General features: G+C 73.7%; 13 protein-coding genes. 3 read left to right on the top strand and 10 right to left on the bottom strand.

Going from position 1 to position 14,914, the window contains the following annotated elements:
• Positions 1-219 precede the first annotated feature (219 nt).
• Positions 220-1,143 carry a DUF1996 domain-containing protein gene (locus E1211_RS22790; protein WP_132351052.1) on the top strand — a complete coding sequence of 308 codons (924 nt, stop codon included), beginning with the start codon at positions 220-222 and terminating at the stop codon, positions 1,141-1,143.
• Between the two features lie 74 nt (positions 1,144-1,217).
• Positions 1,218-1,895, top strand: a complete 678-nt coding sequence (locus tag E1211_RS22785) for a DUF305 domain-containing protein (RefSeq protein ID WP_132351051.1) — start codon at positions 1,218-1,220, stop codon at positions 1,893-1,895.
• 201 nt (positions 1,896-2,096) lie between these two features.
• Here the strand turns inward: E1211_RS22785 and E1211_RS22780 are convergent, their stop codons facing one another.
• Positions 2,097-2,624, bottom strand: coding sequence for a helix-turn-helix domain-containing protein (locus tag E1211_RS22780; protein ID WP_132351050.1), 528 nt, complete (start codon positions 2,622-2,624; stop codon positions 2,097-2,099).
• Positions 2,625-2,707: 83 nt separating this feature from the next.
• Between E1211_RS22780 and E1211_RS22775 the strand changes: the two genes are divergently transcribed.
• The gene (locus tag E1211_RS22775) at positions 2,708-4,135 is read left to right on the top strand and encodes an MFS transporter (RefSeq protein ID WP_132351049.1); all 1,428 of its coding nucleotides are present in this window, start codon (positions 2,708-2,710) and stop codon (positions 4,133-4,135) included.
• Positions 4,136-4,237: 102 nt separating this feature from the next.
• Here E1211_RS22775 and E1211_RS22770 read toward each other — a convergent pair whose 3' ends face one another.
• The 9 genes from E1211_RS22770 to E1211_RS22730 form a co-directional block, all read right to left on the bottom strand.
• Positions 4,238-5,059 carry a CoA ester lyase gene (locus E1211_RS22770; RefSeq protein ID WP_132351048.1) on the bottom strand — a complete coding sequence of 274 codons (822 nt, stop codon included), beginning with the start codon at positions 5,057-5,059 and terminating at the stop codon, positions 4,238-4,240.
• Entirely contained in the window at positions 5,059-6,246 is a 1,188-nt protein-coding gene (locus E1211_RS22765; protein WP_132351047.1) for a CaiB/BaiF CoA-transferase family protein, read from the bottom strand. The genes E1211_RS22770 and E1211_RS22765 overlap by 1 nt, the downstream gene beginning before the upstream one ends.
• Positions 6,243-8,207, bottom strand: coding sequence for an SUMF1/EgtB/PvdO family nonheme iron enzyme (locus E1211_RS33495; RefSeq protein ID WP_132351046.1), 1,965 nt, complete (start codon positions 8,205-8,207; stop codon positions 6,243-6,245). The genes E1211_RS22765 and E1211_RS33495 overlap by 4 nt, the downstream gene beginning before the upstream one ends.
• Positions 8,204-9,142, bottom strand: coding sequence for a ribokinase (locus E1211_RS22755; protein WP_132351045.1), 939 nt, complete (start codon positions 9,140-9,142; stop codon positions 8,204-8,206). Before E1211_RS22755 ends, E1211_RS33495 begins: the two co-directional genes overlap by 4 nt.
• 37 nt (positions 9,143-9,179) lie before the next feature.
• On the bottom strand, positions 9,180-10,526 hold the full coding sequence (locus E1211_RS22750) for an ADP-ribosylglycohydrolase family protein (protein ID WP_132351044.1): 1,347 nt from the start codon (positions 10,524-10,526) through the stop codon (positions 9,180-9,182).
• Positions 10,523-11,713: an ADP-ribosylglycohydrolase family protein gene (locus tag E1211_RS22745; RefSeq protein WP_132351043.1), complete on the bottom strand. Its 1,191-nt coding sequence runs from the start codon at positions 11,711-11,713 to the stop codon at positions 10,523-10,525. Before E1211_RS22745 ends, E1211_RS22750 begins: the two co-directional genes overlap by 4 nt.
• A 4-nt stretch (positions 11,714-11,717) precedes the next feature.
• Positions 11,718-13,010: a sugar ABC transporter substrate-binding protein gene (locus E1211_RS22740; RefSeq protein ID WP_132351042.1), complete on the bottom strand. Its 1,293-nt coding sequence runs from the start codon at positions 13,008-13,010 to the stop codon at positions 11,718-11,720.
• Positions 13,011-13,047: 37 nt separating this feature from the next.
• Entirely contained in the window at positions 13,048-13,887 is an 840-nt protein-coding gene (locus E1211_RS22735; protein ID WP_132351041.1) for a carbohydrate ABC transporter permease, read from the bottom strand.
• Positions 13,888-13,944: 57 nt separating this feature from the next.
• Positions 13,945-14,914, bottom strand: a 970-nt coding sequence (locus E1211_RS22730) for a carbohydrate ABC transporter permease (protein ID WP_371686192.1), incomplete at its 5' end; no start/stop codon positions are given.

Genomic DNA, 14,914 nt, shown 5'->3' with positions numbered 1-14,914 from the left:
GAGAAGGGCCGACCCCGCATCCGGGGTCGGCCCTTTTCGCCTCCTGGCGCTGCACGGCCGAGCCAGATATTGACAACTGTCGACTTCGGGTTGACGCTGGGGGCGAGAGAGCGCTCTCTCACCGCTCGGCATCACCACCACCAGTCCTGGCCAGGGATCTCCGACGCCTTCGGCGGCGGCGCCGGACCCGTCCCTGACCCACCCGACAGGAGTCACGAGATGGACAGGGCCTCACCCCGCTCCGGCATCCGCCGCCGGCTGCGCCTCGCCACGGCGCTCGGCGCCCTGCTGGTACTACTCGGCAGCTACGGCGTCTCCACGACGGCACAGGCGGACCCCGCACAGGCCGGCACCGCACGGGCCGACACCGACGCGGGTGTCAACGTCATCCGGGTCGCCGAGTTCCCCGCCGACTGTTCGTACAGCCACCGCCTGCCGGACGACCCGATCATCTTCCCGGGGCTGCCCGGCGCGTCGCACATGCACAGCTTCTTCGGCAGCACGGTGACGAACGCCCACACCACCCTGCCGGACCTGCTGATCTCCCCCACCACGTGCAACCCGCAGGTGGACACGTCGTCGTACTGGGTGCCGACGTTGTACCGCAACAACGTGGCCGTGGAGCCGGTGATCTCCACCTTCTACTACCTGGGCGAGGGCGTACGCAGCGACGTCGTCGCCCGCACCGAACCGATCCCGCAGGGGCTGCGGATCGTGGCCGGCAACGCCCGGGCCACCGGCCCGAACGACAGCATCGCCCGCTGGTCGTGCCTGCACGCCGGGCAGGTCCCGCCGTCGAAGGACTTCGTGAACTGCCCGGCCGGGACCATGCTGGAGTCGTACCTGGACTTCCCGCAGTGCTGGAACGGCCGCGACCTGGACTCTCCCGACCACAAGAGCCACATGGCCTACCCGGTCAACCAGGCCTGCCCGGCCAGCCACCCGGTGCCGGTGCCGAAGCTGCGGCAGGTGCTCCGCTACCCGGTCAGCGGTGATCCGTCGCAGTTCCGGCTCGCCTCCGGCCCGGGCTACACCATGCACGGCGACTTCTTCAACGCCTGGCCGGTGGCGGAGATGGAGCGCCGGGTCCGGGACTGCATCCGCCCGGTCGTCAAGTGCGGCCACGACGGGCAGCCGATCTGACCGGACGGTTTCGCCGGACGGTGGGGGCGGACCCGCTAGCACGGGGTCCGCCGCCACCGCGGAGAGGAGATGCGATGCGCCCCGGCTTCGCCGTACCGTGCGGCCTGCTCGCCATGGCGCTGCTCCTGACCGGCTGCGCCGCGACCGAGCGGTCCGGGGATCCGACATCCGGCCGCCCCGGCCCCGTGACCGCCGACGCCGTGCCGGGCGCCACCGGCGGCGCACCCTCCGGCGGCGCACCGCCCGGCGGCGCGACCACCGGCGCGGTCGCCGGCGGCGCGACCAGCGGCGCGTTCAGCCCCACCGACGTGGCCTGGCTCCAACTCACCGTGGCGATGAACGAGCGCCTTCTGCCGGTGCTCGATCTGGTGCCTGCCCGGACCACCGACGCGGCCTGGCGCACGCTGGCCGTCCGGGTCGAGGAGAGCCAACGGGCCGACCTGACCCGTTCCCGCGCGCTGCTGGCCGAGTCCGGAGCGCCGGCCACCAATCCGCACGAGGGTCACGACATGCCCGGCATGATCACCGAGACGGAGCTGACCGCTCTGCGCGCGGCGGAGGGTTCGGCCTTTCACCGGCTGGTCGCCCGGCACCTGCGCGCACATCTGTCGCAGGCCGTACGGATCGCCCGGGCCGAGCAGGGGTCCGGGGCCCACCCGGCAACCACCGCCCTGGCCGCCACCGTCGCCGAGGACGGCACCGCCCAACTGACCCGCCTCGATCAGCTCGCCCCACCCGTCCGGGTGCCGTAGCGGGCAGCGAGCCCCGGTTCGCCGGCCCGAACACCGGGCAGGTCGAGCCCTCCGTTAAGGCTTGATCGACTCGGGGTCCGTGCATATTGGGGTGTCCGGGCCGCGTGACGCCCCGACATCATGGATGGCGAGTCGATCATCGGCCCGGTCGGGGCCGGCCCGGTCGAGGCCGGGCAACCCGAGCCGGTCGGGCCGGTCGGCTCAGAACAGCGGCTGGAGGAGCCGGTGCGGGCGCTGGCGCAGCGCGACGCTGACCGGATCCCGGCGGGGCTGCGCCGGCATGCGCGGCCCGGTGTGGGCCTCGACGTCACGGGGTGACACGTCGACGCCGCCGCAGGTGGGGCAGCGGCCGGCCGGGTCGAGCTGGGTGCCGCAGGCCGCGTGCCGGAAGGTCCGCAGCGGTTCCGCGTCGCCGAAGTGTCGCTCACTCCAGCTCCACAGCGGGTAGACCACGGACCAGAGCTCGACGCCCCGGTCGGTGAGCAGGTACTCGTCGCGGGGCGGGGAGTTCTGGTAGCGGCGGCGCTCGAAGACACCCGCGTCGACCAGGGTGGCGAGCCGGTCCGCGAGCACGGCCCGGGGGATGTCGAGGTGCGCGAGGAAGTCACCGTAGCGGCGTACGCCGTAGAAGGCGTCGCGGACGATGAGCAGCGTCCACCGCTCGCCGACCAGTTCCAGCGCCCGGGCCAGCGAGCAGTTCTGCCCCTCGTAGTTCTTCCCCAGTGCCATGCTGTGATCCTACCCCCAGTCAGTTCATTCAACGAACCATCACTGCTACTGTCGGTTCGCTCACCGAACCGAGAGGTCACCGCATGTCGACAACCGCCGGCGTCACCGCGCCGTCCGCGCCGCCGGACGCGTCCCGCTCCGACTCCCGGGCCCTGCTCGCGGTCTGCGCCGCGACCCTGCTCGTCCTCATGAACTACACCGCGCCGGTGGCGGTCCTGCCGCAGACGGCGCGGGGCCTCGGGGCCGGCCTCACCACCCAGACCTGGCTGATCAACGCGATTACCCTGGGGCTCGCGGCCACGCTGCTGGTCGCCGGCAGCCTCGGTGACGACTTCGGGCGCCGCCGCGTCTTCCGCGCCGGCCTGACCCTGCTCGCCGTCGGTACGGTCGGCAGCGCCGTCGCGCCCGACCCCGCCACCTTCATCACCTCGCGGGTGGTGCAGGGGGTGGCGAGCGCCGCGATCCTCGCCGCCGGGCTGGGCCTGCTCGGACACGCCTTCCACACCGCTCAGGGGCGGGCCCACGCCACAGCCCGCTGGGCGTCGATGCTCGGCGCCGGCATCGCACTCGGCCCGCTGGCCTCGGCCGGCCTGACCTCGATCGCCAGCTGGCGCTGGTTCTACCTGATCCTCGCCGCCCTGGCCGTGCTGCTGGCGGCGCTCGGCGGGCGGCTGCTCACCGAGTCCCGCGCCGGACGGGCCGCCCACATCGACGTCCCCGGAGTGCTGACGCTCGGCGCCGGCCTGGCGCTGCTGCTCGTCGCCGTCACCACCGGACGCACCGGCTGGCTCCGGCCCGGGGTGCTCGTCCCGCTGGTGCTCGGCGTGCTGCTGCTCGCCGCCTTCGTGGTGGTCCAGGCTCGCGGCCGAGCCCCGATGCTCGACCTCGCCCTGTTCCGCCGGCCGGACTTCCGGATCGCCACCCTCGGCGCGTTCTTCACCGGGCTCGCCGCGCTCGGCCCGAGCACCGTCCTGCCCACCCTGGTCCAGCAGCTGATCGGCGTGAGCGCGCTCGGCACGGCCGGGCTGGCCTTCGTCTGGGCCGGATCCTCGTTCGTGGTCAGCAACCAGATGCGCCACCTGGGCACCCGCACCACGCCGACCCGGCAGCTCGCCCTCGGGTTCCTGCTGACCGCCGTCGGCTACCTGGCCATGCTCGGCTACGCCGACGCCCACTCCTGGGCCCGCACCATCCCGGGCCTGCTCATCGCCGGCGCGGGCAGCGGACTGCTCAACGCGGCGCTCGCCCGGCTCGCCGTCGCCAGCGTCCCGCCGGACCGGGTCGCCATGGGCTCCGGCGCCAACAACACGGCCCGCTACGTCGGCTCCGCCCTCGGCGTGGCCGGCGCGGTCACGATCGCCTCCAGCCTGCTGCCGGCCGGCCAGACCAGCGGCTTCTCGGCGCACGGCGCCGACGCGGTCCTGCTGATCGGCGGCGCGGTGGCCGTGCTCGGCGCCGCGACGACGCTGATCCGCCGGCGGGCGACCGCACCGGTACCGGTCGCCGGCTGACCGGTTGCCCGCGTCGCGCAGGTCCCGCCCGCTCACCGGGCCTGCGCGACGCGGTCAGGCCCCGCCGGACGCCACGACGTCGGGACGTTCGGCGGGGGGTCTTCAGGCGGCGTAGCGCGCCGACAGGTCGACGATCCGTCGGGCGGCGGCCACCATCGCCCGGTCGGCGAACCGGCCGTCCGGCAGCACCACGGTCCCCGAGTCCCGCCGTTGCGCGTCGGCGACGGCGGCGAGCAGCTCGACCGCCCGGGCCACCTCCCGCTCGCCGGGCCGGAACGCCTCGACGATCACCGGCAACTGCCGCGGGTGGATCGCGGCCCGGCCGAGGAAACCGAGCCGCCGCCCCACCGCGCACGAGGCCGCGAGCCCGTCGGCGTCGACGACGTCGGCGTAGACCGACATGGCAGGTGGGGCGAGACCGGCCGCGCGGGCCGCGACCACCACCCGGCCGCGCGCCCAGGCCAGCCCCGCGTCGTCGCTCACCCCGAGATCCGAGCGGAGGTCGGCCTCACCGAGACCGAGCGAGGCGACCGCCGGGTGGGCGGAGGCGACGGCGTACGCGGCCTCCAGCCCCAGCGCGGACTCGACGAGCGGATGCAGCGGCACGTCCACCCGGCCGGCGAGGGACACCACCGTGGCTGCCGACTCCACCTTGGGCAGCCGGAGCCCGGCCAGCCCGGGGCGATTGGCCACCGCGGTCAGGTCGGCGTCGACGTCCGGACCGGTCAACTCGTTGACCCGCACCTGCACCGGCACCGGGTGCTCCTCGGCGAGGAACTCGGCTACCGCATCCCGGGCGTACGCCTTGCGCCCGGCGACCACCGCGTCCTCCAGGTCGAGGATGACCGCGTCGGCCCCCGAGGCGACTGCCTTGGCGAACCGGTCCGGCCGGTCGCCGGGTACGTAGAGCCAGGTGAGCAGCATCAGATCACCCCGCGGGCCCGGAGCGCGGCCAGCTCGTCGGCGCTGAGCCCGAGCGCCCCGAACACCCCGTCGGTGTCCTGACCGTGCCGGCGCCCGGCGTGGCGGATCTCCCCCGGCGTCTCGGAGAGCCGGAACGGCACGTTCTGCATCCGTACCTGGCCCAGCTCCTCGTCCGGCACGCTGCGGACGGTGCCGAGCGCCGCGTACTGCGGGTCGGCGAGGATGTCCCGCACGTCGTAGACCGGGGCGACCGCGGCCTGCGCCGCCTCGAACGCGGCCACCACCTCGTCCCGGTCCCGCTGCGCCACCCACGCGCCCACGGCGGCGTCCAGCTCGTCGGCGTGCCCGGCCCGGCCGCTGCCGGTGGCGAACCACGGCTCGTCGACCAGCTCCGGGCGGCCGACGAGCCGGACGACCCGCTCCGCGATGCTCTGCGCGCTCGTGGAGATCGCCACCCAGCGACCGTCGGCGCACCGGTACGTGTTGCGCGGAGCGTTGTTGTTGGAGCGGTTGCCCAACCGGGGCTGGATGTAGCCGAGCTGGTCGTACCAGGTGATCTGCGGGCCGAGCATCGCCATGATCGGCTCGATGATGGCGAGGTCGACCACCTGCCCGACGCCGCCGGCGTCCCGGGCACGCAGGCCCAGCATCACGGCGTACGCGGCGGCGAGCGCGGTCACCGAGTCGGCCAGCCCGAACGGGGGCAGGGTCGGCGGCCCGTCGGGTTCCCCGGTCGCCGCGGCGAAACCGCTCATCGCCTCCGCGAGGGTGCCGAAGCCCGGCCGGCGGGCGTACGGCCCGACCTGACCGAAGCCGCTGATCCGGGCGATCACCAGCCGCGGGTTCACCTCGTGCAGTTCGGCCGGGCCGAGGCCCCACCGCTCCAGCGTGCCCGGACGGAAGTTCTCCACCAGCACGTCGGCGTCGGCGAGCAGCCGCCGCAGCAGCGCCGCGCCCTCCGGGTCGGAGAGGTTGCAGGTCACGGTCCGCTTGTTGCGGCCGAGCACCTTCCACCAGAGCCCGACGCCGTCCTTGGCCGGGCCGTGGCCGCGCGACGGGTCCGGCTTGGTGGGATGCTCCACCTTGATCACGTCGGCGCCGAAGTCGCCGAGGAAGGCCGCCGCGAGCGGCCCGGCGAAGAGCGTGGCCAGGTCGACGACCTTCACCCCGGCCAGCGGCGCGCTCACCGCGCCACCTCCCCCGACACCGCCGGCGGGAGGTCCGCGGCCACCCGGAACCCGACCTGGTCGGAGCGGGTGAGGCCGGCGCCGGTGAGCAGCAGCTTCACCGACACCTCCGGCGGCTGCGGGCCGCCGTCGAAGTACCAGTCCGAACCGTCGGCCCGGTATGCGGCGCCGCCCTTGAGGATGACGAAACGGGTACGCCCGTCGGTGTGCTCGCTCTCGGTCAGGTTCCACACCAGCGGCTCCCGGCGCGCGAGCAGCCCCGCCTCGGCGGCCACCTGCCACTCGTCCTCGGTGGGCAGCCGCAACCCGGCCCAGGCCGCGTACGCCCGCGCGTCGGTGAGGTCGACCCCGGTGACCGGGGCGTCCGCCGGCCCCTGCCCGGCCGTGAACCGTTCGGGGCGCACCGGCCGGTAGCCGGTGGCGCGCAGGAACTCGGCGTACTGGCCGTGGGTGACCTCGTGCACGGCGATGGCGAACCGGCCCAGCGTGGCGGTGCGGTGCAGCGTGCCGGTGTGGTGCAGCCTCGGCGGCAGCGGCTTCCACTCGTCGACGTACGGCGTCTCCCCGTACAGGCCGGTCTCCCGCACCCGGTGCCGGACGGTCAGCTCCCGCCGGCCGGCGTCGACGGCCACCAGGCCCGCCGGCACCTCGGCGCGCGGCGCCCACGGGGTACGGACGCGCACCGCGGCGCGGGCCGGGAAGGAGGGGTCGCCGACCGGCGGGGCGTGCCGCTCGACGGTCGCGCCGGTGGCGACGACGGCGGCGATCGCCCCGGCGGGCAGCGGGCCGCCGACGCTCACCCGGCCGTCGCCGGCCTCGGTGACGGTCAGCTCGGCGCCGGTGACCAGGTCGACGAAGCGCCGCCCGTCCCGCGCGTCGGTGACGAGCCAGGCCCCGTCGTGGTCGGCGCCCCGGTTCACCACCGTCCACAGCGGCTCACCGTCGTGGGTCCACCGCGAGGCGTACACCTGACCGGAGCCGGGGTGGTCGGCGAGCGGGACCCACTCCTCGGAGCGCAGCCACGCGGCGTGGCTGGCCTGCACCCGGCGCATCGCGCGCAGGACCGCGCGATCCCGCTCGTTCCAGCCGACCCAGACGCCGAAGACGCTCTCCCAGACCAGCACGCCGACGCCGTTGAGCCAGGCCGAGTGCAGCTCGTCGAGGTGGTCGCGGTGCCAGCGGCGGGTGTGGTGCAGGACGTGCCGGCGCTCGAACCACTTGGCCCGCAGCACGCCGGGCACGTCGGAGTCGGCGAACCACTGCGCCCAGGACATCGCGTGGTCGCCGATGCGGGCCAGCGGCACCCGGCTCTCGCCCTCGAGGACCATCCCGGGGCGGACGGCGTCCAGCGCGGCCCGCAGCTCGCCGGCGCCCTCCTTGAGGGTGTCCAGGAAGACCCCGTCGACGCCGAGCTTGCCGGCCAGCGCGGCGACCTCCTCCGCGTCGCTGCCCGGCTCGCGCCGGGTGCCGGTGTCCCACGGGTTGTAGTCGACGAAGACCCGCACCCCGCGGGCCTGGAAAGCGCGCACCACCTCGGGCAGCTCCGGCACGTCCCGGTACCAGTCGAACTGGTTGCGGTCGTCCAGGCCGATCACCGGGTACGCGTGCCAGAGCACCACCCCGTCGAAACCGCCGAAGTCCCGCTCGGCGCCGTCGAGGAACGCCTCGACGGTGAAGACGCCCCGCTCGTGGTCGTAGAGCGTCTCGTCCCAGAGCCACGCCAGGCAGACCGAGAAGCAGTCACCGGTGATCTCGTCGTAGTGGCTGCCGGTGTAGCCGAGCCGCTGCCGGGCGTCGACCCGCCACCGGGTCAGCTGCGCACGCCAGGCGGGCCACCGCGCCGGGTCGTCCGGCGCGGCGAAGATCTTCGCCTCGTCCAGCGCGGTCAGGTCGGTGTCGTCGTCGAGCGGCACCGGGGTCGACCGGTCGATCGGGCGCGGGACGTACGGGTTGAAACTCACGAAGCACCTCGGTAGGTCGCGTCGTACAAGGCGTCGATGGCGGCCCGCTGCGGCAGCGCGGTGGACGCGCCGGGGCGTTGGGCGCAGGCGGCGCCGGCGGCGCACGCCCAGCGCAGGCTCGCCGCGACACCGTCCTCGCCGACGTCGCCGCCCCGCTCCGCCCAGGAGACGGCGAGCGCGCCGGTGAACGCGTCACCCGCGGCGGTGGTGTCCACCGCGTCGATGAGCGGCGCCGGGACGTCGAGCCGCCGACCGCGCCGGTCGGCGTACGCGGCGCCGCGCGCGCCGAGGGTCAGCACCACCCGGGGCACCCGCTCCAGCAGGGCGTGGAGCAGGACGGCCGGCTCGTCGGAGATCACGCCGGCCACGGTGGCGGCCTCGTGCTCGTTGACGACGAGCACGTCGACCAGGTCGAGCAGCTCGGTCGGGAGGGCGGCGGCCGGGGCGGCGTTGAGCACCACCGTGGTGCCCCCGGCCCGGGCCCAGTCGGCCGCCCGGATCACTGTCGGCAGCGGCACCTCCAGCTGGAGCAGGAGCACGTCCGCCGCCGCGATGGTCGCCCGGTCCTCGGCGGTCAGGTCGGTGAGCGCGGCGTTGGCGCCGGGGGCGACCACTATGAAGTTCTCCGCCGAGCGGTCCACCGCGATCAGCGCGACACCCGACGCTCCGGGGACGGTGCGCAGCCGCCCCACGTCCACACCGGAGCCGACGAGACTCGCCCGCAGCTGCGCGCCGAACTCGTCGTCGCCGACCGCGCCCACGAAGTCGCAGGCCGCGCCGGCCCGGGCCGCGGCGACCGCCTGGTTGGCGCCCTTGCCGCCGGGGACGGTGCGGAAGTCCTCACCGAGCACCGTCTCGCCGGGGCGGGGCAGCTGCGGGGCGGTGACCACCAGATCCAGGTTGGTGCTGCCCACCACCACCACTCGTGCGCTCACGCCGTCCTCCCTTCGATCCGCGGCGCGCCGGGACGGTTCACGACCCGGCTCCGGCCAGCACCCGGGTACGTTCGGCCAGCTCGTCGAAGCCGATCCCGTCGAAGCCGGCGATGCTGCTCGCCAACCGGTTGCGCAGCGGCGCGACCCAGCGGGCCGGCAGCTCCGACGCGCCGGTGAGCGCCCCGGTGACCGCGCCGACCGTGGCGCCGTTCGAGTCGGTGTCCCAGCCGCCGCTGACCACCGCGCAGATCGACGTCTCCAGGTCACCCCGCCCGTACGCGAGGGCGGCGGCCACCAGCGCGGCGTTGTTGCGTACGTGCACCCAGTGCAGGTGGCCGTGCCGCGCGTACAGCTCGTCGACCACCTTCTCCCAGGCGTCCGCGCCCGCGCCGAGGGCACGGGCCTCCCGGACGGTGGACGCGAAGCGGCTGCGCGGCGGCAGGACCGCCTCGGCCGCGTCGAGCACCTGGTCCACGTCCGTGGCGACCGGCGCGGCGGCGGCGAGCGCGGCGGCCCAGACCGCCCCGTGCACCCCACCCCGGACGTGGCTGACCACGGCGTCCCGGACGGCCAGCTCGGCGGCCAGGTCCGGCCGGCCGGGGCTGACCCAGCCGTACACGTCGGTGCGGATCTGGGCGCCGATCCACTCGCGGAACGGGTTGTGCCGCCGCGCGCTCTCCGGCGGGGCGTACCCGAGCAGCAGGTTGCGGTAGGCCACCCGTTCGGCGGTGAACACCCGCCCGCCGGGCAGCCAGTCGAGCCAGGCCTGCGCCACGTCGGCGCTGCTGAAGCCCCGCCCGTGGGTCTCCAGTACCCGCAACGCGAGCAGCGGGTAGTTCAGGTCGTCGTCCTCGGGCATGCCGTCGATGTTCTCGGCGAGGCTGGTCGGCGCGCTGCGGCGGTTCCACGGCCAGCGGGCGGCGACCTCGGCCGGGAGCCCCTGGGCGGTGAACCAGTCGCGCAGCGGCCAGCGACCGGTCGCGGTGAGAATCTCCCGGATGCCCTCCCGGGGGATCTTCTCCACCGGCTTGCCGAGCAGGCAGCCGGCCGCCCGGCCGAGCCACCCGCCGTGCAGCCGGTCGTAGGACACCTCGGTCGGCAGGGACCAGCTCGCCGGCCAGGACGCCCGCAGGCCGGCCAGGTCGTCCGGCTCGTCGCCGACGTCGACAGTCGGCAGCGCGTCGGCGGCGTCCAGCAGCTCCCCGGCGAGGGCCCGCAGCTCCGGTGTGGCCGGGGCCGGCGAGGCGCCGCTCACCGGCGGGGTGAGGTCTCCGCCGGCCGCCCGCCACCGCTGCGCGAGCGCCGCGACGTCACGTCCCTCGTCGCTGCTCGCCGCCAGCTCGTGCGGCAGCAGGTCCTCGGGCTGCACCCAGGTGATCCTCATCGGGCCGGTGCTCCCTCGACGGGGTCCCCCTGCCGGGGCACGCCGGGCGTGCCGCCGGCCAGCCCGGCGAACCGCTGGGCCCGCCGGGCGAACCGGCTCTGGTCACGCTCGAAGACCTCACCGGCGACGGCCGCGAGCACCCGTCCCGGCTCGACGAGGTCGGTCCGGGACGCGGTGGCGACCGTCTCGGCCCACTCGGCGGGGACGGCGGCGAGACCGCCGAGCGCACCGGCGATCGCGCCGGCCATGGTGGCGGTGGAGTCGGCGTCCCGGCCGTAGTTCACCGCGCCGAGCACCGCCGCGCGGTACTCACCGCCGGCCACCACCAGCATGCCGATCGCCACCGGCAACTCCTCGATGCTGTGCAGCCGGCTGGGCCGACGCGCGCCCAGACCGGGGCTGCGGTACTCCTCCCCCACCGTGTCGTACGGGGCCACCGCGGCCCGCAGCGCGGGGATCGCGGCCTTCCAGTCCCGGTGTGCCCGGGCCTCCTTGACCACCGCGTCGATGGCCGCCCGGGTCCCGTCGCGGGCCAGGTCCAGGGCCGCGGCGACCACGTCCTCGACGGTCGCGCCGGGGGTGGCCGCCGCGGCGACGGCGGCGGCGAAGACCGCCGCGGCCTCACGCCCGTAGCTGTGCTGGTGTGCCCCGGCGATCTCCACCGCCTCGGCGTACGCCCCGGCCGGATCGCCCGCGTTGACGATGCCGACCGGGGCCATGTACATGGCCGCGCCACAGTTGACGATGTTGCCGACCCCGGCCTCACGCGGGTCCACGTGGGCGTGGTGCAGGCGGGTGACCAGCCACCGCTCGGCGGCCGCGAGGCGGTGGAAGGTCACCCCGTTGCGCTCCAGGTCGGGGATGTACACCACCCGCTCGATCAGGTCGGGCACCAGCAGGTCCACCACGTCGTACGCGTCGAGGTGGTCGCGCTTGGCCGCGTAGGCGCGGACCAGGGCGTGGGTCATCAACGTGTCGTCGGTGATGTGCCCGTCGCCCTTGTGGTACGGCGCGAGTGGCCGTGCGGTGGCCCAGTCGGCGTGGTACGGGGGGACGATGCCCTCGACCCAGCCGCCGAACCGGGCGCGGATCTGTTCCGGCAGAGCGGTCTCCGTGGCGCCGCCGAGGGCGTCACCGACCGCCGCGCCGACCAGGCTTCCGACCGATGTGTCGAGCAAGAGTGACATGTGCTTACCTCAGAACCTGCTTGCCACCGTCGACCAGCTGCGTGGCGAGCTGATCCAGGGTGATCTTGTTGGCGAAGTACTGCTGGAGGGCCGGGGTGGCGTACTTGGTCTTCCACTCCGGGTAGCCGTCGGCCAGCTGGAACGGGGCGACGGTCAGGTCGGCGGCGCTGTTCGCGGCGACGTCCCAACCCTGCTTGCCGCCGGTGAGCGTGACGAGTTCCTGGTTGGCCTGCTTGCCGGTCGGCACCAGCCAGTCCCCCTTGGCCAGGGTGGCCATGTTCGTGGGGTTCAGGAAGTACTCGAGGAACTGCGTGGCCTGCTTCTTGTGCTTGGAGTCCTCGGAGACCGAGAGCGTCTGCGGGTTCGCCGCCTGCATGGCGGAGAGGCCCTTGATCGGCGGGAGGGTGACCCACTCGAAACCGGCCGGCGCCTGCTCGACCATCTGCTGGCGCAGGGACACCGAACCGGGCAGCATCGCGTACTTACCGCCGAAGAAGCCGGGCAGGGTGTCCGCGCCGCTCATGCCGAGCGCCTCCGGGGAGGCCGACTTCGCGGTGTAGAGCATGTCGTGGATCCGCTTCGGAACCTCCTTCTCCGCGTCACCGACCTTGACCTCGGTACGTCCGCCGTCGGTGTAGAAGAACTTGCCGTCGAAGTTCAACGCGAGGTTCAGCACCCGGTTGGTCGGCGACTTGAGCGCCCAGGCCGCGCCGAACTGGCCGGGCTTGGTGAGCTTCTGCGCGTTGGCCTGGAACTCGTCCCAGGTCCAGCCACCGTCGGCCGGGGGAACCGGCACGCCGGCGGCGTCGAGCAGCTTCTTGTTGGCGATGACGACCTGCGACTCCAGCAGGAACGGGACGCCGGTGACCTTGCCGTCGAAGGTCGAGGTGTCCCAGATCCCCTTGTCGATCTGACCCTTGAAGTCGTCGGAGAGCAGGTCGGAGAGGTCGGTCAGGTAGCCCTGCTTGCTGAACTCGCCGATCGACGCCGCCTCGTAGTGGACGATGTCCGGCGCGTCACCGCCCTCGAACGAGGTCAGCAGCTGGTCGTGCACCGAGTTCCAGTCGCCCTGGACGTACTCGACCTGGATGTCCGGGTGTTCGGCGTTCCACTTGGCGACCAGGTCCTTGTTGGCCTTCAGTGACTCCTTCTGCCAGGCGAGGCTGAGGAAGCGCAGCTTGACCGGACCGGATGTGGCCTCGTCGTCGCCGCCGTCTCCGCAGGCGGCGATCATGCCGAGGCCGACGACCGCGACCGCGGTGGCCGCGGCGAGTCGGCGGAATCGGGTGCGAAGCATGGGGGGTGTACCTCCTTGGTGGTGGTGGGGGACGGGATCAGCCCTTGACCGCTCCGGCGAGCGAGCCGGAGGAGAGCCGGCGTTGCATGAACGCGAAGAAGATCAGGCTGGGCAGTGTCGCCAGGAGTGATCCGGCGGCGAGGGGCCCGAGGCGTGCGGTGCCTTCGATGCCGACGAACCGGGCCAGCGCGACCGGCAGGGTCGCCAGCTCGGGGGTCTTGATCAGCACGAGGGCGAAGAAGAACTCGTTCCACGCCGAGATGAAGGAGAAGAGCGCCGTCGCCACCAGACCGGGGGCGAGCAGCGGGAAGACCACCCGGCGCAGGACCTGCGTCCGGGTCGCGCCGTCCACCGACGCGGCCTCCTCGAGCTCGCGCGGGATGTTGCGGACGAAGCCCTGGAGCATCCAGAGCGCGAACGGCAACGCCCAGACCACGTAGATCAGCACCAGCCCGGCGTGCGTGTTGGCCAGTCCGGCCTGCCGCAGCACGAGGAAGATCGGGATGATCAGCAGCACGAACGGGAAGAGCTGGGACAGCAGCACCCAACCCAGCGCCACGGTGCCGAGCTTCGAGCGGAACCGGGCGAGGGCGTACGACGCCGGCATGGCGACGAGCACTGTCAGCACCGCCGAGGCGAGCGAGACCTGGAGGCTGTTCAGGGCCGCCCGGCCCAGCTCCTGCTCGGTGAAGGCCTGGACGAAGTTCTGCGTGGTCGGGTGGGTGGGGATCAGCGTGGGGTGCAGCTGCACCAGCTCGCGCGGCGGCTTGAACGCCGTCGAGAGGAGCCAGATCAGCGGGAACCCGAGGAAGATCAGGTAGCCGGCGAGGGCCAGGTACTGGAAGGCCCGCCCGGCGCGGCTCGGCTTACCGAACATGCTCGCCTCCGATCAGGACCACCCGGCGCCCCAGCTCACTCATCGCTCTGGTCACGACTAGTTCGCCTCCCTCATTCGGCGGCGGAGATAGATGGCGAGCAGCGCCACGATGATCACGACCATGGCGTTGCCGAGCGCGGCCGCGTAGCCGTAGTTGCCGTAGCGGAACGCCTCCTCGTAGGCGAAGAGCATGGGCAGCATCGTCTTGCCGCCCGGCCCGCCGGCGGTCAGCACGTAGACCAGACCGAACGAGTTGAAGTTCCAGATGAAGTCCAGCGAGGTGATCGCGACGATGACCGGGGCCAGGGCGGGCAGGGTCACGTGCCGGAACCGGTGCCAGGCGCTGGCGCCGTCGACCGCCGCGGCTTCGTGCAGCTCGCGGGCGACCCCCTGCAACCCGGCGAGCAGGACGACAGTGGTCTGCGGCATGCCGGCCCAGACCCCGACGATGATCACCGCAGGCAGTGCCGTGCTGAAGTCACCGAGCCAGTTGGCCCGCAGCCCGTCGGCGCCGATGCGGTGGAGGAACTCGTTCAGCAGACCGGCGTCCGGGTGGTAGACGAGCTTCCAGAGGATGCCGACCACGACCGGGGGCATCGCCCACGGCACCACGGCGAGCACCCGCGCCACGCCCCGGAACCGGAGCTGCTGGTTGAGCAGCAGGGCGAGCCCGAGGGCGAGCACGAACTGGAGCACGGTCACCCCGAAGGCCCAGAGCAGACCGATCTTGAACGAGTTCCAGAAGAGCTCGTCGCCGAGCAGCTGCCGGTAGTTCTCCAGGCCGGTGAAAGTGACCTCGACGTTGCGTCCGGCTCGGGCGTCGGTGAAGCCGAGGTAGATGCCGCGCAGCAGCGGGAAGACCGACAGCACCAGGATCGGCAGCAGCGACGGCAGCAGCAGCAGGTAGACGGCGGTCCGGTCGGATCGGGAGCGACCCGGGCGACGGGAGCGCCCGGGGCGTCCGACGTCGGAGCGCTCGGCCAGCGTGGTCATGAGGTCACCCCTTCGCTGGACGGGTGGGCGGGTG

Source organism: Micromonospora sp. 15K316 (assembly GCF_004348525.1).
Lineage (GTDB): Bacteria > Actinomycetota > Actinomycetes > Mycobacteriales > Micromonosporaceae > Micromonospora.
Note: the sequence above shows the minus strand (reverse complement) of the source record. Positions and strands in the feature narration are given on the sequence as shown.